Here is a 22,019-nt window from a genome sequence, read left to right on the forward strand (position 1 = left end):
TCCAGTTATATATGCTATAAGGCAGCTCTTTATTATACTTTATAGTGAATGAAATTTCTTTAGATTACCTGTGTGCAAGTTAGCTAAAGCATCACTCAATATATTTACTACTTTTTTGGCCTCAGTTCCACTTTCATCCTTAATAGCTGAAAACTCAGTTATCTCAATACCAATTACTCTTGAATCTTGAACAATATATGAAAGTAGTTCCTTTGCTTCCTTTATAGAAAAGCCATTATCACTTGGAGCATAAACTGCAGATAATTCATCCTTAGTTATAGCATCTAAATCAAAGTGTATAAATATTTTTGAGTCTTTAGGTATCTTTGTTAGTAAATTATATACTGAGGCTTTTATTCCTTGTAAGCGTAAATTATTTAAGCTATAGAATGAAATTCCATAGTTCTCTTCGTAATTTTGTTGAGTTCCTAATACAAAAACATTGGAGCTATTAAATTCGGCAGGTTTATTATAAAACATATTATGGTTACATAAAAACCATAACCCCATAGCAGCAGCACCTACACAGGTATCAGGTGAAGGTTTTAACGCATCTAAGTGAGCATCTATACATATAACATAAACTTTATCTCTAAATAAGTTATATAATCCTTGAATAGTTCCAGTAATTATGCTACAGTCTCCTCCGAGAATTAATGAAAAGTCTTCTAAGTTAAATATTTCTTGAGATTTATTAATTAATTCCTCCCAAATTATTCTGGGAGATGGCCAATTTCTGACAGGAGCTATATTATGTCTAGGTAAGTAGCTTGGTAGGGATATATCCCCTAAATCATGAACTTCAAGATTAGATTTACGCAGTAAATCCTTTAGTCCTGCATGCCGAAGAGCAGTAGGTGCAGTTTCTGTACCAGAATATAAGCTCCCAGAAAAGGTTGGAACGCCTATCAATCTTATTTTCATAGAATACCTCCTAGTAATAGTTTAAGTTTAAATTAAGTGGTTACAATGATATAATAAAAATATAACATTAAGGTTTGTAATAATCAATGCTTATTTTAGGAGGTTACATGTTGGATTTAATATGTTTTGATTTTATAAATAGCAAATGGTACAAAGAACAAGATGGTATAGAACCTTTTACAAAGCAGGAATGGGTGAATAAGTTTCTTATTACCTGGAATCTTGCCACTTTACCAATTGCTGAACAAGAAGATTTAAATGAATTAATAAATCTTAGAGATTTATTAGTCAGCATAGTAGAACATATTCAGGAGAGAGGGAGTATAAGTAGAGAGCATATAGTTGAACTAAATAACTTCATGAGTAAAACTCCAGTGTATAGAAAAATTCAAGTTTATGAAAAACAACTTGTTTTGGATTATGAGTGTAGTTTTTATAATTGGAAGCATGTAATAAATAGGATATTAGGATCTTTTGCGGAATTAATATGTAATCATAGCATAGATAATATAAAAGTTTGTGAAAACTCCAGCTGTAGGTTTGTATTTTATGATTCAAGTAAGAACCATAGTAAACGTTGGTGTTGTGATACTTGTAGAAATTTAATAAAGGTACGCAATTTTAGAGCAAAGCATAAGGAGAAGTTTAAATGATTAAGTAACAATGTACTAATAAATTTATCATCAATCAAATTATTAAAAATGTATTCTTTGTTTAAAATTCTGAAGATATGAATGTTTTATATTTATGTATTTACACAAAATCAAAGAATAGTTTTAACTTATACTTTAGTCTTATAAATGGTCAGGTAAGGTATGTGGTGATAAGTAAAATATATTTTCACCTGAAATCCTAATAATTATTTTACTAAAAGAAAGGGAAGTTTTAATGATAGAAGTTATAATAAAAGAAGAACTAAAAGAAAAATGTCCTAGTGTAGCTATAGGAAGCATTGAAGCTTATGTGACTGTAACAGGTGGAAGAGAGGAGTTATGGGCTACTATAGATGAAAAATGTGCAGAAATACAAAGTACTTACAAGCCAGAAGATATACTAAATATTGAGAATATAGACAGCTCACGAAGAGCATATAAGACTTTAGGTAAAGACCCAAGCAGATATAGATTATCTTCTGAATCCTTAGTAAAGAGAATAGTAAAGGGAAATGAATTATATAAGGTTAATAACGTGGTAGATATTAATAATCTTATATCTCTTACTAGCTGCTATTCTGTTGGAACCTATGATTTAGATAAGATAGAAGGAAATATATATTTTACAGTAGGTAGAGAAGGAGAAACCTATGAGGGCATAGGGAGAGGCCTTATAAACCTGGAGAACATTCCTCTATTTACTGATGATAAAGGGCATTTTGGGAGTACAACTTCAGACTCCACTAGGGCTATGATTACTTCTGAAACTTCACATATTTTGCTAAACATTATCTCTTTTAATGGAGATAATGTTTTAAAGCAGTACATGGATTATGGCATAAATTTATTAGAAAACTACGCTAGGGGAAAGATTATAGGGATTAAAGTATTTTCTTAAAACCCATAGTTTTTTAACAACATTTTCATAGGGGAATTTAGCTGTTTTTATTAGTGATTAAACAACTTTAAGGTAGAAGTCTTTAGCTAAAAACTAAACCTTGCTGTACAAAAGTACTTTTATTTAAGTTTAATTATATCCCATAATTATCGAACAAAATAAATTCTTTATTGTTGAAAAATGTGAAAGAGAGTTATATAAGTGCTTTATCACTTTATATAACTCTTTTGTATAAAAAAATTATGAGAATACATAAATAATTATTTTTATTTTGTGTAGTTATCAAAATACCCTTGGATGTATATAACAGGCGTTCCCTTGTCACCACTTCCTGAAGTCAAGTCTGCTAGGGAGCCAATGAGATCAGTAAGTCTTCTAGGAGTAGTTCCTTGAGATACCATAGAGCCTACTAGGTTGGAATCTTTATTTTGAATATATCCAGAAATAGCTTTTTTTAGCTCTTCTCCTCTTAGATTAGCAAAATTATTATCGGCAAGGTATTTTAATTTAACCTCGCTGGGAGTACCTTCAAGTCCAAGTGTATAAGCTGGTGATACCACTGGATCAGCTAGTTCCCAAATCTTACCTATTGGATCCTTAAAAGCTCCATCACCATAAATCATTACTTCAACTGTTTTGCCGGTTTTCTCTTTAATTTTAGCTTGTATACTATCAACTATAGGTTGACAATTGCGAGGGAAAAGTTTGATAGTATCTTCTGTTGCCTTGTTAGAGCCTAATAGTCCATAAGCCTCATTACAGCCACTTTCGTCAATAGATGTTGATAAGATATCATCTAGGCCATAAACTTTGTTTGCTCCATTGGCCTTTAAAATCTTTTTCGTTCTAGCCCTAGTATGAATATCACAAGTAAGAACATCCTTAGTAAAATTTAGTATGGTCTTGGGATTATTTGAGAAGATTACTTCACATTGAACACCGTACTCCTCTACTAAGGACTTATAATATTCTATATAATCAACTCCAGTAAAAGTATGATGGACCTTTCCAAAGTAATCATAGAATTGACTCTCAGTCAATACATCTATCCAAGGGTTAATACCTTTCTCATCTAATAAATCTATGTCAACTAAATGGTTACCAACTTCATCAGAAGGATAACTAAGCATCAAAATAATTTTCTTATTAGCTCCTTTTGCAATCCCACGTAGACAAATAGCAAATCTATTACGACTTAAAATAGGAAAAATAACTCCTAGATTATCACCATTGAATTTATCTTCAATATCTTTAGCAATGTGATTGATGGTTGCATAATTTCCTTGAGCCCTTGCTACAATTGATTCAGTGACAGCAATAATATCTTTGTCCCTAATAGCGAAATTTTCTTTATTAGAGGCATTTAAAACGTTGTCTACAACTATTTCGCATATATTATCTCCTTCATTAATAATTGGGCAACGAAGACCTCTAACTACAGTTCCAACTACTCTTTCCAAATTAACATCTCCTTGTTTTTTATAAAGTACATCCTATACTTGTAATATACAGTATGTTTATGATATAAGTAAAATAAATATATATAATACTACATATAAGGAGGGCTTATATGATAACGAAACTAGATCTATACAAGGTGTTTTGTGAAGTTTGTAAATGTAAAAGTTTTTCCAAGGCAGCAAAGGAACTTTATATGACTCAGCCAGCTGTAAGTCAAGCTATTATGCAGTTAGAAGAAGAACTTGATACAAGGCTTTTTACAAGGATACCTAAGGGCGTTGTACTAACTAATGAAGGACAGCTATTGTTTGAATACATAAGTTCTGCAATAAATTTAATTAATGTAGGAGAAACAAAGTTATTGGAATGTAAAAATTTAATGGCAGGGGAGTTAAGGCTTGGTGTAGGGGATACAAACTCAAAATATTTTTTGTTGCCTTACTTAGAGGAGTTTCACGGCAAATACCCTAATATTAAGCTTCAAGTTATTAATCGTACAACTCTGGAAATTTGTAATATGTTAAAGTCTGGAGAGGTTGATATTGGAATATGCAACTTTCCAATTAAGGATCCTGCGCTAGAAAAAATACATTGCAAGGATATTCATGATATTTTTGTCTGCGGAGACAAATTCAAAGAAATAGCATCAAAACAATTAACCTTTAAAGAAGTATCTAAGTTACCATTAATATTATTAGAGCCTAAATCTAATTCAAGAATATACATAGAAAAATATATGTTATCTAAGAATCTTATAATTTCTCCTGAGATTGAGTTAGGATCTCACGATTTATTGCTAGAATTTGCAAAAATAAACCTAGGCATTGCTTGTGTTATTAAAGAATTTTCACAAAGATACTTAAAGGAAGGTACCTTATACGAAGTAAAAACTATAGAAAAGATACCTAAAAGGAGTATAGGTATATGCTATTTAAAAAGTGTATCACTTTCTCAAGCAGCCAAAAAGTTCATTGAAATAATGGAAAAAAAGAAAAATGAAATACTCAATACATAAAAAATAACCCGATAATCTTAAAGGGGTTACAAGCATATAAATTAAATTTTTACTAAGACAAAACCTAGATTAAATTATAAATTACTTTTATAACAATATAAGGTAAAATTATTATATGGGTATATTTGATGGATAATGCTTGAGTTGGGGGATTTATAACTATGAGGGCACATAGGCTACTATCTATTTTAATAATAATTTCGCAAAAGGGGTTAGTCACTGGAAAAGAACTTGCTGAACATTTTGAAGTGTCTTTAAGGACTATATATCGAGATATAGAAAAAATAAGTGAGTCAGGAGTGCCAATAGCAGCCGTTGGAGGAAAAGGCGGGGGCTACTATATTATGGAGAATTATAATATAAATAACTTATTTTTTAATAAAGATGAAATTCAGCCGTTGATTGCTGTAATGGATAACTTGAAAGTTTTATTTGGAAACAATCCTCGGTTTAACGATATAGTGCTTAAGTTTGAAACTTTACGAGAAAATACTGCAAAGACCTATGAAAGGCTTAGCATTGATATGTCACATTTTAGCATGGAACTGGAGCTTAGAGAGTTTTTATTCATTATCAATAAGGCAATTGAGGAAAGCAGGGTGCTGGAGTTTGAATATATAAACAGGAAAATAGAATGCTCAAAACGGGTAGTAGAACCAATTTATATTGAATTCAGTGACGGTCATTGGTATATCATTGGGTTTTGTAGAATTAGACAAGATTACCGTAAATTCAAACTAGTTAGGATAAGAAAAATGGCTCTAGGGGAAATTTTTGGAAAGAGATTAATATCTAGAGATGAACTAAATCAAACATTCAAGGATAGCTATAAGAAGAAGTGCATGCTAGTAACTTTAAAATTTACTAGCAAAATGGGATTACAGTTAAGTGAGTATTTTTCAAAGGACAAAATAAAAATTTTAGATAATGGAACATATATAGTGGAAGGAGCTTTCCCAGAGGAAGAAGGATTAAAAAAATTCATTCTAAGTTTTGGTGATCAGTGTGAAGTTCTAGCTCCATTAAAATTAAGAAGAGAAATGTTAGAGTATATAAAAAATATTTATACAAAATATGATGACTGACACAATGGTGTCAGTCATTCTAATTTATAATAAAAGAGAAAAGTAAAAAAAGTGAGGGGAATGTAAATGAAACTTGGGGAAAATAAATTAAAAGTAAAGTTAATGAAAATTAGAGAAAATAATTATTTATTAGAAAAAGAAGAAAGTTATTATGAAATAGGGTTAGAAATGATGAATAGTATTGGAGTCTTAGATGCAGAGCTTAGAGATAAGTTAATTTATACTACTTTTTATCATTGGATTATAAAAGATAAATTCAATACTGAACAGCTTAGACAGCTATTAAGTATTAGTACAAGTAACTCACATCTTTTTAATAGAGTAAATGAAAAACATGGGGATGGAGTTTTTAAGAGGACATTTTCTGTTTTAATAATAGCCCTTATTGTATATAAGCACAGGAATGAAAAATTTTTAACAAAGGAAGAACTACAGGATGTAAGGCATAAGGTAATAGATTATATGATAATGGAAGAAGATCTTAGAGGTTATGTTGAAGGTCAGGGTTGGGCCCATGCGTCAGCTCATACAGCAGATGTATTAGATGAATTAATCCAATGTGATTGCTTTAGTAAAAATGATGTTAAGGAGATATTAGATTCTATAAAAGCTAAGGTATGCATTGGATACTATGTTTATATAGATGAAGAGGATGAAAGAATGGTTAATGTGGTGGAGAGCTGTATTAGGGGGAAGATTTTAAATAATTCAGAAATACTTTCATGGTTAAAGGCGTTTAAAATTCAAGATTATAGCAATAAAAATATTGAGTTTTACCATTTTAAGGTGAATATTAAAGGGTTCCTTAGAAGCTTATATTTTAGATTGGCAAATGTTGAAGGTACAGAAATGATACTTAAGGAAATAAAAAGCAATTTAGATAGTTTATAGGAACAAGAGGTGAAGCTTTATAAACTCAATGGGGTAGGCCAGTATTAAATTTCCCTTTGATTTAGAAAAACTAATGAAAAATTGTAGGAGACAACAGGATGAAAATGAAAATTATAAGTTGTTTAAAAATGTAAAAAGTTATAAATGAGATATATACATTAAAGAATAAGTAATATTTTTAATATTCATTATTTTATATTTATGAAAAAACGTGTATAATTATTTAGTGGAATTAAGAGATTTTATTTATAGACAAGTATAGTAAAGTTTTAATATAATCTTTAAACCTAGAATTATATGACATTTCATAAGGAGCAGAATAATGGGCATTCATGAAACATCAAATGTTGTTGATAATAATATAGAAGAAACTATTAAGAAACTAGTTAGAAAACAAGAGGAATTAAAGAGAAGCGAAGAAAAATATAGAATTGTTGCTGAAGCTACTAAGGATATTATTTGGGAAGGGGATTTGATTAAGAAAAAAAGGTATTTTTCAGGAAAGCTATACGAGATATTAGGATATACACCAGAAGAGTTAGAGGATTTTCAAAACTGGTTTGACATTGTACATCCTGAGGATATTCACTTAGTTAAAGAAGGAATTAGATTACAGATTGTTGATAAAATTGATGTTAAGGCCTTTGAGTATAGAGTGAAAAGTAAGGAAGGTAAGTATAAGTGGTTATCCTCCAGTACCAAGTGTGAGTTTAATGAAAATGGAGAAGCGGTGTCTACCTTTGGTGCATTTACAGATGTAACTGAATTAAAAGAGCAACAAAAGAAAATACAAAAACTAGCTTATTATGATTCAGTAACTGGTCTTCCAAATCGAGTTATGTTTAGTGAAGTAGTAACAGAAATAATTGAAAAAGAAAACATAAATAAAAATAACTTTTCCATTATATTTATGGATTTAGATAATTTTAAGTTTATCAATGATTGTTATGGTCATCCAGTTGGGGATGAATTATTGATGCATATTGGGAAAAGACTAATAGCAATGGATAATACTAACATTATGTCCTTTAGGTCTGGTGGAGATGAATTCATTATTCTAATAAAAAATACCAATGATAGGACAGAAATTGGAGAGTATCTAGAGGCTTTAAATAGTACTATGGCAAAACCTTTCCATATTAATGAGCATATGTTTTATGTTACTCATAGCAGCGGGATTGTTTGCTATCCTCAGCATGGAGAAAGTTTTCAGGAGTTATTAAAAAATGCAGATACAGCCATGTATAAATCTAAGGAGTTAGGTAGAAATACAAATTCTTTTTACCATGAAAAGATGGGGGAAACTGCAAGAGAAAAAGCTGAAATACAAGGAGACTTACATAGGGCTATTGAAAATAAAGAGTTTCAGCTATATTATCAGCCCATAGTTGATGTGCAAAATGGAAAGATAAAAGGATGTGAGGCATTAGTAAGATGGATACATCCACAAAAAGGAATTATACCTCCAGGTAAATTTATTCCTGTAGCTGAAGAAAATGGTACTATAATTAAAATTGGAAAATGGGTAATAGAAAATGCATGTAACTTTGCTAAAAACATGAGAGATAGAGGGTATATTGATTTTTATGTATCTGTTAATGTTTCATCTCATCAGTTGCTTGAGCAGGGATTTACTAAATTTGTGTTAGATACAGTCAAGGAGTCAGGAGTTAATCCTAATAGTATAATAATTGAAATTACGGAATCAGTATTTATTGAATATATGGACCTTGCAATCTCCAAATTAAAGGAACTTAAAGAACATAAAATAAGAATTGCATTAGATGATTTTGGTTGTGGGTATTCTTCACTTACTTATGTTAGAAGGCTGCCTATTGATATTTTAAAGGTAGACAGGTCTTTTATCTCAGATATAAAATCGTCAGAAGACAGAAAAAATATGACAAACATTATTATACTTATGGCATCGCAATTAGGATTAAAGGTTATATCAGAAGGGGTTGAGGAAGAATATCAGCTTAGCTATTTAAAGAAACATAGCTGTAATATGTTTCAAGGATATCTTGTAAGTAAACCTTTACCTGAAGAGGAATTTATAGAATTAATTTTATAGATAAATTTTAGCTTATAGTAAAATAGAGATGTTCAAATGTAAAATATAAGTTATTAAGGTAACTGGGCAATAAAAATTAATGATCAATCTTGAAAGTAAATCCTCTTTTATTCTATACAGTTTGAATGAGTGAATCTTTTATCTTGAGTATTTATATAATTTAAGTTAATAGTAAATGTAAAAATAAGGGGAGCAAATTTGCTGCTCTTTTTTGCATTAAAAGTTGAATTTTTCATTGGGAAAAATGTATGGAAGTGTTAGGAATATATTGCTATTGATTGTTAAGATAAAGTTTTTGATGGTGTAGGCAGTTTAAAGGAGTCACAGTGGAAATAATCAATGACGGGTAGTTAACTTAAGGATAATCAATAAAAAACTGTTTGGTAATATTTGAAATAATAGTAAAATTATTATTTAAAGTGTTTACATTAATACAACTCATTGATAGAATAATATGTAGAAATATAGAAATATATAGAAAAATATGGCACATGATGACAAATATTCATGGTTTACGATGGGGGTTACAAATGAAAAGTATCAAGTTGAAAATTATTAGTTTAGTATCACTAGTTTGTTTTTTTAGTTTATTATTTTCTTCTTTAATAAGCTATTATCTATCTTATAAAACTATTATGGAGGAGTCTACGGAGAAACTAAAGGTTATGTCAGAGAAATATGGAAAGTCTATAGATAGTTGGCTTTCTTTACAGGGAAATCTAGTTAATGAAATTGGAGCTAATCTTGAGTTTAACAATAGTTATACTAATGAGAATATGTTAAAGTATCTACAAAGCAGGTCAAAAGCTTTGCCTGGAATTTTAGATGTTTATATAGGTTTTCAGAATAAAAGCCTTCTTAGCGCAAGCGAGTGGGTACCAGAGGAAGGTTATGATTGTACTAAGAGAGAATGGTATACGAAAGCTATATCTTCAGATACTGTAATTTACTCTGAACCATACATAGATACTGACACAAAGCAGGTTGTTATTACTGCTGCAAAAGCTGTCAAAAATGATGGTGTTGTAGCTGGAGTTGTTGCTACTGATATAAATATAGAAAGCATAATTTCTGAGGTTGAAAAGGCTCAGCCTATAAATAATAGTTATGGCTTCTTAATTGGTGAAAGCAATGAAATAATAGTTCATAAAAATGATGAATTTAAGCCTAGTGCTGAAGGATTAAAAAATATTACTAAGGTTTTAGATGGAAGCTTAAGTAACATATTAGGTCAAGAAACCTCTAAAATTAGTTTTACAGAACAAAAAGACTACGATGGTGTGGAGAAATATTTTGCAGTGGCGCCTATAGCTTCAGCTAAATGGAAGATGGGACTTGCAGTTTCTAAGGCAGAAGTTTTAAAACCATTAAATGGCTTAGTTTTTAGCTTTATAATTATGGTAATAATACTATTAGGAGTTTTCTCTGTTATAGCACTTTATTTCTCAAGTAGAATATCAAAACCTATTGGAGCGGTAACAGAATTAATTAATAATACTACTAGGCTAGATTTAAAGAAAGATAGGGAAGAGGGATTTGGAAAAATATTAAAGAATAAAGATGAGACTGGTGTAATTGCTGGAGCGGTAATTAACTTAAGAGAAAAATTAAGAGAAACTATAGAGGTACTTAAAGATAATTCTGAAAGCCTTCTTTCGCACTCCACAAATATTTCAGTTTATACAGATGAAACTCTTCAAGGTATACAAGCTATTTCCTTAACTATGGATGAAATTTCTGCTGGCTCACTAGATCAGGCTAAAAATACAGAGATGGGGTCACAACAGTTATTTAATTTGGCTGAAAAAATCCAGGAATCTTCAAGCAGTGCAGATAAAGTAATTGAACTTTCAACCCAATCACAGTTTATGAGCGAAGAAGGAATAAACTCCTCTGAAAGACTTATAAATAGTATAGAGGCAAATAATGAGGCATTAAAGAAAATTTCTGCGAATATTGAACTTTTATCGAATAAATCTGATTCTGTAGGAAAGATAATAAGCACAATCCAAGGTATCTCACAGCAAACCAATTTACTTGCTTTAAATGCTGCTATTGAGGCAGCAAGAGCAGGCGAGGCTGGAAGAGGATTTGCTGTTGTAGCTGAAGAAATTAAAAAATTATCTGAGCAGTCATCAATTTCAACTAAAGAAATAGAAAAAATTATAAGGGAAATTATGAATGAGATAGATGCGTCTAAAAGCAGTATGGAAGAAGAAAAATCCATAATGATAGAAGCAGATAGGGCTACTAGAGAGGCTATCCATAAATTCCAGGGTATAAACAGTACTTTTAAAGACACAATTGAACACATAAAAATCTTAACGGCTAATATAAAAGCAATAGAAGAGGATAAAGACATAGTAATAAGCAGCATTGAAGAAGTATCAGCAGTTGCTGAAGAATCAGCAGCTTCTATTGAAGAAGTTGCTGCAACAGTAACAGAACAATCTGGAGCAATGGATAATATAGCTACGGCAGTAGAGGATCTTCAGGAAATTTCCAATAAGTTAAAGACTATTGTGGAAGGGTTCAAGATATAGTTAGATTTTATAAAAGTTTTAATTCTGAAGCTTCCATAAGTGGAGTGGCACTTGTTTAGCTAAAAATTTGACTGTGCTTAAAGTAAAGAGAAGTATTGTTGGTTTTTGTATTGGATAGCATAAAAGTGACAATTGAATAATCAATAAGAAAAAGCCTACTAGGTGATTGGAATCCCTCCTTTGTCAAATAGACAGGGGGCATAATTGGAACCTTGGTCGGCTTTTTTTTTATTTAAATTATTTCAACACGCTATTTAATGATTTTACACTAAAATAATTCAAAATTTGAAAAAATAGAGGATTATTTGTAAAATTCAATAAAAATCATATTTATAATTTTAAAAATATATTGAAAATTGTGTAAATGTGGTGTAATATAAGTAAATAAATCCATATATTTACTTAAATGAATGTTATGGGGATAATTCATTTGTTTAAGACAAGGAGAACATAATAAAGAGGGGGAATTTGTGTTGAAAAGTAAAAAATTATTAGCAACTTTAATTGTTATGTCAATGGTATCAACTACTTTGTTGGTTGGATGCAAAAAAGATGAAGTAAAAGAGACTAGTAAGGATAATAGTACATCGCAGGAAATAAAAATGGACAAGGAACAGTTCTTAAACATTGTTCTTGGTGCAGAACCTAAAACTTTAGATCAATCAAAATCTACAGATTCAGTAGCTTCTCAGGTGTTAACAAACACTCAGGAGGCTTTAACAAGAATTACTGTGGACAAGGATGGAAAGGATAAGATAGTAGAAGGCGGAGCAAAGGAATGGAAACAGTCTGAAGATGGATTAAAGTGGACTTTCACCTTGAGAGATGCGAAGTGGAGTGATGGTAAACCAATTACAGCTAAAGATTATGTTTATGGAATTACTAGAACCCTAGATCAAAAAACTGGATCTCAATATGCTTTTCTATTATATCCTATAAAGAATGCTAATGAATTTAATACTGGTAAAGCAAAGGTTGAGGATTTAGGAATTAAGGCTGTTGATGACAAGACAATTGAGTTTACATTAAACTCACCTTGTGCATATTTCTTAGATTTAACATATTTTAAAGTTATGCAGCCCCAAAGAGAAGATATTTTGACACAGCATGGAGAGATGTATGGAGCTGAAGCTAATACAATGGTGTTTTCCGGTCCTTTTATAATAAAAAATTGGGTTCACAATAACGCTGTTGAATTAGAAAAGAATCCGGAGTACTGGGATGCTAAAAATGTAAAATTAGAAAAAGTAACTATGAAAATTATAAAAGAAGAAACTTCAAGAATGAATGAACTTTACAATGGTTCTTTGGATAGTGCAGGAGTATCTAAGCAAGAGTGGATAGATAAATTCAATGGAACTGGAAAGTTCGATGTAAAAAAAGGATATGATGGTACAGGTTTTTATACACTTTTCAATCAAAAAAATAAGCTATTTAGTAATGAGAAGGTAAGAAAAGCCTTTATTATAGCAGAAGATAGAGAAGGAGTAGCAAAAACATTATATAGAGGGTTAGCAGAGCCAGCTTATGCTTGGTGTCCACCTGGAATACAGATAGATGGAAAAGACTTTAGGGATAAAGTTAATCATAATTTAGTAGAAGAGTTAAAGAAACAACATCCGGATGCAAAAGCTTTATTAGTTGAAGGATTAAAAGAGCTTGGATTAGATCCAGATCCATCAAAAATCAATATTAAGTATTTAGAGTCAGGTACAGATGCAAGAGCAAAAGAATTTGCTGAATTTGCTCAGCAAAACTACAAGAGTAAGCTTGGGATAAATGTTGAGTGTGAATATGTTGAATGGGCGGTTTTCCAAAAGAAAACAGAGCAATACGAGTTTGAAATTGCAGGTAGTGGATGGACTGGAGATTACAATGATCCAAACACATTCTTTGATTTATTTATTAGCAATGCTGGAATAACTAATACAGGATGGACAAGTGAAAAGTATGATAACTTAATAAAAGATGCAGCTAAAACTACAGATATGGAGAAGCGAACTAACTTATTTAAGGATGCAGAAAGACTTCTTGTATATGAAGATGGTGTAATTTCACCTCGTATATGGAGATTTAAAAATACTTTTATAAGAAAATATGTTAAAAATTATGCAGCTCCGACCTTTGGAACTATAGATTTAAAATACACTTATACTGAAGGTAGAGAATAATACAAAACATAAAGCAGTGCTAAAGCACTGCTTTTATATTTTAGGGTTTTTTTAGGTTATACCTGAGATTAGTAAAATATAACAAGAGAATTAAGTATCTCAGATAGTAGTAAGTTTGCAGTTGTTTCATAAATATCAAAGTGGCAGAAAAAAATATTTGATGGAAATAAGTTGGAAATAACTTCTCTAATTTTGGAAAAAACTCAATGATAATATATAAGTATACCAAATACAGGGAGTGATTATTTTGAAAAAGAAATCTCTATTCTTAGTAACATTAACAATATTATCTATGATAACACTATCAGCATGCGAAGATAAACAAAAGACCACTGTAATAGCAAATGATATTAAGCAAGAAACAGCACTGCAAGAGGATGAGGTTAAGAAAATTATTATGGATGGAACTAGTTTTTTAAGCGAGGGAAAATATGAAGATGCAAAAAGTACTTTTGAAAAAGCTATTTCTATGGATAAAGCTAATAAAGGGGCCTATATAGAAATAAAAAATAAGTATATGGAAAAACAAAGATTAGATGATGCTTATGGAATTATCAAGACAGCAATAAACAACAATGTAGATACAGAAAATATGAAGGAAATTTTAAATGATATTAAATCAAAGTTTGAAATTATTAAACTTGATATAAATTTATATGAAAACAGTGAATATCAGCTGCCAACTAAAGTTAGAACAAAAATAAATAATGAAGATAAGGAATTAGATGTAGTGTGGAATAGTAATGTCATAGATACAAGTAAAATAGGAAAAGTAAAATATGAAGGAAAGGTAGAACAGTATGATAGAAATGTGGAGTTAAATCTTAATATTATGGAAATTAAAAGGGAGAGAAAAACAGGATATATAAGCAAGGTATATGAACAAGGAGGAATAAGGTATATCACCATTGATGAAGTAGAATTCTATTTCAATGAAAAAAATAATAGAATTGCGGATATAGAAGCTGCAAAAGACGGAGTTCAGGCCTATGAGGGAGTCTACTATATTAGAAACAATAATAAAACACTAAAAAATATTCAGATATCACCAGAGGCAAAAATAACTCTTTGTGGATATAGATTTAATTTAGAAACTTTATATCAAAACCCAGTAAGTTATGAAAAGTTTAAAGAAATTAAACAACAACAAGAGCGCTTTTTATGTCATATAAATTTAGAAAATGATGTTATTATTAAAATTGAAGAGCAGTATGTGCCATAAATAACACCATAGAAAAACCTAACTTTAATTTAAATAAGGAACCAAATTTAGGAATCAGTGATATATGAACCTAGTTGGTTCCTTAACTTATTGCTAAATGAAGTTAATAAAACTTCACTAAAAAGCATTGAAAGAATGTGTGAAATAGACATAAAGAGTTATGTATAGTAAATCAATTATTAATTTAGAAGTGATATAATATTAACAAGGATGATAATTATTCTAAGTATGTATAGGAAAGTGAACAGTTATTTCTTTAAAAGCGTAATTAACTTTTTAAAGAAATAACTGTTGTAACTACTAGTTTTAGTGAGATTAAACTGTGAGTGTAAAATTTTTGAGCGTTTCAGGTAGGATATTAATCAAATAATAGAGAAATATATGAAATTATTTTGTGGAAACAAGTTGGAAACAAATTCACGAATTTTGGAAAAAATGTCATGGTATTATTTATACATACTAAATATAGGGAGTGGTTATCTATGAGAAAAAAAGTTTTGATGCTAATAATTTTATTTACAACAGTTATGTTAATCTTTTCAGCATGTGAAGAAAAGCAAAAGACCACTGTAATAACAAGTGATATAAGGCAGGAGACCACAATGCAGGAAGATGAAGTTAAAAAAGTTATTAAAGATGGGATTAACTTTTTAAATGAAGGAAAGTATGAGGATGCAAGAAGCGCTTTTGAAAAGGCAATTTCCATGGATAAAGCTAATAAAGGAGCATACATAGAAATTAAAAACAAGTATATGGAAAAGGAAAGGCTAGACGATGCTTACTATATTATTAAGACAGCTATAAATAATAATGTGGATATTGAAAACATGAAGGAAATGTTAAATGATATAAAATCAAAATTTGAAGTTCTTAAGATTGACAAAAGTTTGTATGAAAATGGAGAATTTACTCTACCAACTAAAGTTAAAGTAAAGATAAACAATGAAGAGAAGGAAGTAGATGTAGTATGGAATAATAATACTGTTGATACTAGTAAAGTTGGACAAGTAAAGTATGAAGGAAAAATAGAGCAGTATGACAGAGATGTAGAATTAAATCTTAATGTGATGGAATTTAAAAGAGAAAACAAAGTAGGTTATATAAGAAAAGTATACTACGAAGGTAAAAGTATGTATGTAACTGTTGATGAAGTTGAGTTTTATTCTAATAAAAACTCAGAGGATAGGACAGCAGAAACAGAAGCATTAAAAGATGGATATAATTTAGATGTGGAAGAAGGAAGGAGATGGGATGGTTATTACATTAGAAATAAAAGCAAAAATGTAGAAACTTATGAAGTGTCATCTCAAGCTAGAATATCTCTATGTGGACATAGATATGAACTAGAAACATTATACCAACAACCAGTAAGTTTTGAAGAGTTAAAAATACAAATGCAAAAAAGTGAAGTTGGAATTTTGTGCCACATTTATTTAGAAAATGGTGTCATATTAAAGAGTGAAGAACAATTTATACCTTAAAATATGGAATGATAGTAAGACTATAAGAATAAGCTAAAATAAAAGTAAAAATTTATAGTACTGCTAAAGTTGATAAGTAAATTTATTTTTACTAGTATCCATGTGAGCAAAGGAAAGCAAGTTAAACATTAGTGATTGAAGAGTACTATATTAACTTGAAAATGAACTATATAAAAGTTAGGGGTAAGGGGATTTATTATGGAGTTTAAAGTTTTAGTAGTTGAAGATGAAATATCAATTAATGATATTTTAGTATCAGCCTTAAGAGCTGATGGATACACAGTTAAGGGGGTATTTACTGCAAAAGATGCCAAGAATGCCTTAGATTTTTTCAAACCAGATTTAGTTTTGCTAGATATAAATTTGCCTGATGATAACGGTTTTGAATTATGTAGATATATAAATGATAAAAGACCAATTCCTGTAATTATGCTTACAGCAAGAAATGATATTGTGGATAAAATACTAGGGTTAGAGTTAGGAGCAGATGATTACATTACTAAACCCTTTCACATTAAAGAAGTACTTACTAGAGTTAAGGTTGCCATGAGAAGGGTTAATAAGTACAAGGAACATGCAGAACAACTTTATATTGAAATTAATAGGTTTATAAAGGTTAATTTAGATGGTAGAAATGTTATTAGGGATGGAGAGGAAGTTAAATTAAAGCCAAAGGAGTACGAACTCCTAGAATTCTTTATTAAAAATAGAAATAAAGTTTTCACTAGAGAAGATTTGTTAGACTTAGTTTGGGGTATGGATTATGATGGAGAAATTAGGACAGTGGATGTACATGTAAGAAGACTAAGGAGCAAACTAGATAAAGAAGGGTTACCATCTATCATTGATACTGTTTTTGGAACAGGCTACGTGATGAGGTAATTTCAATGAAAATAAGAAATAAATTTATAAGTGGACTGATTTTTATATTAATTGTGTCTGTAATCATAATGAATGTTGCAATTACTAAAATATTAAAAGTGAATATGGAAAGTGGAATAAATAATTCATTAAAGCAAGTGATGAATAGTACCCATGAATATATAAGATACAAACTTTTAACCAATACTTCAAAGAATAAAGAGGAGTCCTTAATTGAAGAAGGAAGCTATATTGTAAAATACATTGCACTAAATTACCAATGTACTGTAGACATTACAGATATGCAGGGAGAATTAATAGTAGGTAATATGGAAGAGGAATCTAAAAGTGTTGTAAAAAACAGCAATACAATGGCTATGGAAGGTAAGGGTATTGTAGATTTAAATTATAAGAATGGTGGAATTAATGCTGCTTTAACTTATCCCATATTTATTAATGATAATTATATTGGCATTGTGAATATAGCAAAGAATTTTGATTCTGAATATATCACATATAGGAACACTATGGAGCTTATAAATATCATTGAAGGGGGAATATTTGCAGCAATATTCATATTTTTATTTTTGATGACAACTAAAATTACTAAACCAATTACGGCTTTAACTAATGCTATCATAAAACTTGGAAATGGGGATTATGATGTTCCGATAAATCAACATGGAAAAGATGAAGTTGCCATATTAGCACGAGAATTCATAAATATGAAGGATAAAATTAGAGAACAAATTGAAACTATAGAAAATGAAAAGGATAAGGTTTATAAACTTGAAAAAGGAAGAAGAGAATTTTTTAACAGCGTAACTCATGAGTTAAAAACTCCACTAACAGCTATTTCAGGTTATGCTGAATTGTTACTTACTGGAATGGTGGAGGACAAAGCCTTTGATAAAAGAGCTATAGAAAGAATATACTCTGAAAGTGATAGACTTCATAAGCTAGTTTTAGAGCTTATAGAGGTATCTAAGGGTTTGTATGTGGTCAAAGAGGAAGTCAAAGAAGTAGACATGAAAAAGCTTATTACGCAAAGCTGTAATGATATGAGTATTAAAGCAAGCAAGTATTCCTTAACAATAGTGCAAAATATAAACCAAGGTGTTATAAGGGCACAGGAGGATAGGATTAGGCAGGTGATGATTAATCTTATTGACAATGCCATTAAGTATTCTGTTAATGGTAAGGAGATTTATGTAAACTCCTATCGGGTACAAGATAAATATTATGTTGAAGTAATAAACCACAGTAATCCAATTCCAGAGGAGATCTTTAACAGCATATTTGAACCTTTTGTAAAACTTAATGAAGTTAATAATAAGGAGAGTAGGGGGTTAGGCTTATATTTATGTAATGAGATTGTAAAAGAACATGGTGGAGAGATAATTGTTGAAAATGGAGAGTTAGTAAAGGTTAGGGTTACCTTAACTGACAGTATTTAATTTTATAAGAAATAAGTTGACTTAATTAAGACTTTGAGAAGGTTAGGAAAGAGATTCATGGATTTTATATGGTATAATAAAGTAATAAATACTTTTATTTATGGGGGCATGGTATGAGAACTGTTGAAATAGCGGTAGAAAATAAATCAACTAAAATAAGAAGAGTTCTATTTATTATTTTAGTGTGCTGTGTAATTATGGGAATTGTTGATGCAGTCATAAGACCAGGCTATGCTATAAAATCAATAATTAAAATTTTCTTATTTCTAGGATGTCCATTAATTTATTCTGGTTATGATAAGGAAATATATTTGAAGCAGCTATTTTCCATCCATAAGAATAGTTTGATTAAGCCATTACTTTTAGGTGTTGGAGTATTTCTTGTAATATTAGCAGCATACTTTTTTCTGAAAAACATTTTAGATTTTTCTAAAATAACTTCTTCATTAGAAAGCAATGTAGGTGTAAGTAAAGACAACTTTGTTTCTGTTTCTCTCTATATATCTTTCATAAATTCTATGTTAGAAGAATTCTTTTTTCGTGGTTTTGCATTTTTATCTTTAAAAAGATATACTTCTAGATTTTTTTCTTACAGTATAAGTTCCATAGCTTTTGCCTTATATCATGTTTCAATGATGATTGGGTGGTTTTCTATAGCTACCTTATTGTTAATAATTATAGGACTTATAGTAGGTGGAATAATATTTAACTTCTTGAATGAAAGAAATAAAAATATATATTCATCTTGGATGGTTCACATGTTTGCTAACTTTGCAATTAATACAGTGGGATTTATTTTGTTTGGATTAATCTAAACAAAAAATCCATAGCATAGTTAACTAGTTTAAAGAATCACTTGTAGTGTATAGCTAAAAAGACTCATTAAGTGAATAATTATATTGAAATGCAAAAAACAGTTGATTTATAAGGACCAGGTTCATAGTATGTGTGCGCTATGAACCTGGCCCTTTTTTAGGTTATAAAATAAATAATGTTGCTATAGCCACTTAAGTTGATACCATCAAATTTATAATTTTACTCATTATATTTACAATATTGCTTAGGGGATAAATTAAATTCTTTTTTAAAGGTTCTTACAAAAGTAGAGTAATCTCCAAAGCCGCATAGGGAACAAACCTCACCAGCTTGAAGTCCACTTCTAAGAACTTCAGCTGCACGTATAACTCTTTTTTTCTGTATATAGTTATGTAAGGTGTAGCCAGTTTCTTGTTTAAATAGATGCATCAAATAATATTTGTTTAGGTAAAACTTTTCAGAAATTACATCTATGGACAAATCCTCCTGTAGATTTAAATTTATAAAACTTAAAATGTTTTCTATTCTAGGATCATATTTAATATCTTCAATACTTTCACCAAAACTTGTTTCCAGAAATAATCTGTTTATCTTCACCATTAGCTGAAGAAATAATGCATTTTTTAAAATATAACTGCCAAAAGCTTTGTCTTTAATTGACTCTTCTAGGTCAGAAAGATTTTGTTTAAGTGAAGTTATATTCATTCTATTTAATCTAATTAGATTAAGTTTTTTTTCAGTTGCCAATTGAAAACAATTCAAAAGATTACAATTATCTTTATTATGTTCTTCTAAAAACAAAGGATTTAACCATAATATTATTCTTTCATAGGGAGTGGTAGAACTTATTATTGGTAAATGGAGGTCATTTTTTCCTACTAAAAGAATATCCCAAGGCTTAAGAGTATAAGATTTTCCTTCAATTATGTAAGTAACCTGACCAGAAATAAAAATAATTATTTTATTAAAATCATGGTAGTGAGTTTCAAATTCATTTTTCTTTTGATCTTTTAGGTTGAAAAAGTGAAAATCCTCATTTAGGTATCCTTTTTTCACTTTTTCAGTAGAAATACTTTTATTCATATTATCACCTCAAACTATATATTAATTATAGCACTTTATGCAATAAATTAAACACTAGTTACAATAAAAATTGTATTTAAAGCTACTATAATAGTTAATATAGATGAATTTTTAGGAGTTGAGTATATATGAGTAAATTATTAAAGAATTATAAAACTTCCATAGTATTACTTTTATCAATACTATTTGGTGGGATAATAGGAATTGTATTTGGTCCTAAAGCCACAATACTAGAACCTTTTGGGCAAATTTTTTTAAACTTGATGTTTACCATAATAGTACCTTTGGTTTTCTTTAGTGTAGCTTCCGCCATAGCAAATATGGGAAATATGAATAGGTTGGGGAAAATAATAGCAAATGTTGCAATAGTTTTTATTGGTACTGCTTTAATAGCGGGCATATTAGCTATAATAGGAACACTAATCTTTAATCCAACAGAAGGACTAAAGAGCGAAGTTATAAAAACACTTCTATCGCAATCAGATGTGAAAGTTAGTAATAGCACTGAAAAGATAGCATTATCACAACAATTGGTAAAAACAATTACAGTAGGAGATTTTTCAGCATTGCTTTCTAAGAGCAATATGCTTCAACTTATTCTATTTTCCACTCTATTTGGATTATCAACAGCTTTAGTAGGAGAAAAAGCTGTAGTTGTAAGGAACTTTTTAAGTTCTGCAACTGTTGTAATGATGAAGATGGTAGATATAATAATGTACTATGCTCCAATAGGTTTAGGTTGCTATTTTGCCTCAGTTGTAGGACAGTTAGGAACACAGATTTTAGAGGGATATTTAAAGGTATTTCTTTTATATGGAGGGTTAACTCTTATTTATTATTTTGCAATCTTTAGCTTGTACTCATATTTATCAGCAGGAAAAAGAGGGTTTGGAAGCTTTTGGAAAAATGCTCTTTCACCAACTGTAACAGCATTAGCAACTTGTTCTAGTGCTGCATCTATTCCAGTTAATCTTGAAGCGACTAAAAAAATAGGAGTACCACAGGATATTGCAGAAACTGTTATACCTCTAGGGGCAAATACTCATAAAGATGGATCAGTTATTGGGGGCGTATTAAAAGTAGTATTTCTATTTGGTATATTTGGTAAGGACTTTAATAATGCTCCAACTCTTCTATCAATATTAGCAGTAGGATTTTTAGTTGGAGCCGTAATGGGAGCTATACCTGGTGGTGGAATGATTGGAGAAATGCTTATAATAAGTATATATGGATTTCCACCAACGGCTCTTCCAATCATAGCTGTAATTAGCACAATTATAGATGCTCCGGCTACAGTGCTAAATTCCACAGGAAATACAGTTTGTGCAATGCTTGTTACCAGACTGGTCGACGGTAAAAGTTGGTTAAAATAAATCTTTTGATA

17 protein-coding genes are annotated in these 22,019 nt (G+C 30.0%); 14 read left to right on the forward strand and 3 right to left on the reverse strand.

The features are described 5' to 3' along the window. Positions 1-39 precede the first annotated feature (39 nt). Entirely contained in the window at positions 40-924 is an 885-nt protein-coding gene (locus tag J2Z44_RS09505; protein ID WP_021282093.1) for an arginase family protein, read from the reverse strand. A gap of 107 nt (positions 925-1,031) precedes the next feature. On the opposite strand from J2Z44_RS09505, the gene J2Z44_RS09510 reads away from it, so the two are divergent. Both J2Z44_RS09510 and J2Z44_RS09515 read left to right on the forward strand, forming a co-directional pair. Then, positions 1,032-1,577, forward strand: a complete 546-nt coding sequence (locus tag J2Z44_RS09510) for a CGNR zinc finger domain-containing protein (RefSeq protein ID WP_161624448.1) — start codon at positions 1,032-1,034, stop codon at positions 1,575-1,577. Between the two features lie 235 nt (positions 1,578-1,812). Beyond that, a complete protein-coding gene (locus tag J2Z44_RS09515) occupies positions 1,813-2,475 on the forward strand; it encodes a B3/B4 domain-containing protein (protein WP_021282091.1) in 663 nt (220 codons plus the stop codon). Positions 2,476-2,741: 266 nt separating this feature from the next. Here J2Z44_RS09515 and J2Z44_RS09520 read toward each other — a convergent pair whose 3' ends face one another. After that, the gene (locus J2Z44_RS09520) at positions 2,742-3,935 is read right to left on the reverse strand and encodes a coenzyme F420-0:L-glutamate ligase (RefSeq protein ID WP_021282090.1); all 1,194 of its coding nucleotides are present in this window, start codon (positions 3,933-3,935) and stop codon (positions 2,742-2,744) included. A gap of 110 nt (positions 3,936-4,045) precedes the next feature. Between J2Z44_RS09520 and J2Z44_RS09525 the strand changes: the two genes are divergently transcribed. From J2Z44_RS09525 to J2Z44_RS09575, 11 genes are all read left to right on the forward strand, one after another. Continuing rightward, complete coding sequence (locus J2Z44_RS09525; RefSeq protein ID WP_021282089.1) at positions 4,046-4,951, forward strand: LysR family transcriptional regulator; 906 nt, start codon at positions 4,046-4,048, stop codon at positions 4,949-4,951. 161 nt (positions 4,952-5,112) lie between these two features. Then, the gene (locus J2Z44_RS09530; protein WP_209649528.1) at positions 5,113-6,036 is read left to right on the forward strand and encodes a helix-turn-helix transcriptional regulator; all 924 of its coding nucleotides are present in this window, start codon (positions 5,113-5,115) and stop codon (positions 6,034-6,036) included. A 66-nt stretch (positions 6,037-6,102) separates the two neighbouring features. Then, positions 6,103-6,927 carry a DUF2785 domain-containing protein gene (locus J2Z44_RS09535; protein WP_021282087.1) on the forward strand — a complete coding sequence of 275 codons (825 nt, stop codon included), beginning with the start codon at positions 6,103-6,105 and terminating at the stop codon, positions 6,925-6,927. Positions 6,928-7,249: 322 nt separating this feature from the next. Continuing rightward, positions 7,250-9,001 (forward strand): sensor domain-containing protein, encoded by a 1,752-nt coding sequence (locus J2Z44_RS09540; RefSeq protein ID WP_021282086.1) that lies wholly within the window; start codon positions 7,250-7,252, stop codon positions 8,999-9,001. A gap of 530 nt (positions 9,002-9,531) precedes the next feature. After that, on the forward strand, positions 9,532-11,544 hold the full coding sequence (locus J2Z44_RS09545; protein WP_021282085.1) for a methyl-accepting chemotaxis protein: 2,013 nt from the start codon (positions 9,532-9,534) through the stop codon (positions 11,542-11,544). A gap of 473 nt (positions 11,545-12,017) precedes the next feature. Beyond that, complete coding sequence (locus J2Z44_RS09550) at positions 12,018-13,715, forward strand: peptide ABC transporter substrate-binding protein (protein WP_021282084.1); 1,698 nt, start codon at positions 12,018-12,020, stop codon at positions 13,713-13,715. 247 nt (positions 13,716-13,962) lie between these two features. Next, complete coding sequence (locus tag J2Z44_RS09555) at positions 13,963-14,937, forward strand: Ig-like domain-containing protein (RefSeq protein ID WP_021282083.1); 975 nt, start codon at positions 13,963-13,965, stop codon at positions 14,935-14,937. Positions 14,938-15,419: 482 nt separating this feature from the next. Then, positions 15,420-16,418: an Ig-like domain-containing protein gene (locus J2Z44_RS09560; protein ID WP_021282082.1), complete on the forward strand. Its 999-nt coding sequence runs from the start codon at positions 15,420-15,422 to the stop codon at positions 16,416-16,418. Positions 16,419-16,616: 198 nt separating this feature from the next. Then, on the forward strand, positions 16,617-17,300 hold the full coding sequence (locus J2Z44_RS09565; RefSeq protein ID WP_021282081.1) for a response regulator transcription factor: 684 nt from the start codon (positions 16,617-16,619) through the stop codon (positions 17,298-17,300). A gap of 5 nt (positions 17,301-17,305) precedes the next feature. Further along, a complete protein-coding gene (locus J2Z44_RS09570) occupies positions 17,306-18,736 on the forward strand; it encodes a sensor histidine kinase (RefSeq protein ID WP_021282080.1) in 1,431 nt (476 codons plus the stop codon). 113 nt (positions 18,737-18,849) lie between these two features. Beyond that, positions 18,850-19,551, forward strand: a complete 702-nt coding sequence (locus J2Z44_RS09575) for a CPBP family intramembrane glutamic endopeptidase (protein ID WP_021282079.1) — start codon at positions 18,850-18,852, stop codon at positions 19,549-19,551. A 220-nt stretch (positions 19,552-19,771) separates the two neighbouring features. Here J2Z44_RS09575 and J2Z44_RS09580 read toward each other — a convergent pair whose 3' ends face one another. Beyond that, the gene (locus tag J2Z44_RS09580) at positions 19,772-20,635 is read right to left on the reverse strand and encodes an AraC family transcriptional regulator (RefSeq protein WP_021282078.1); all 864 of its coding nucleotides are present in this window, start codon (positions 20,633-20,635) and stop codon (positions 19,772-19,774) included. Between the two features lie 128 nt (positions 20,636-20,763). Between J2Z44_RS09580 and J2Z44_RS09585 the strand changes: the two genes are divergently transcribed. Beyond that, the gene (locus tag J2Z44_RS09585) at positions 20,764-22,008 is read left to right on the forward strand and encodes a dicarboxylate/amino acid:cation symporter (RefSeq protein WP_209649529.1); all 1,245 of its coding nucleotides are present in this window, start codon (positions 20,764-20,766) and stop codon (positions 22,006-22,008) included. The last annotated feature ends 11 nt before the right edge of the window (positions 22,009-22,019 follow it).

Source organism: Clostridium punense (genome assembly GCF_017874425.1).
Taxonomy (GTDB): domain Bacteria; phylum Bacillota; class Clostridia; order Clostridiales; family Clostridiaceae; genus Clostridium_J; species Clostridium_J punense.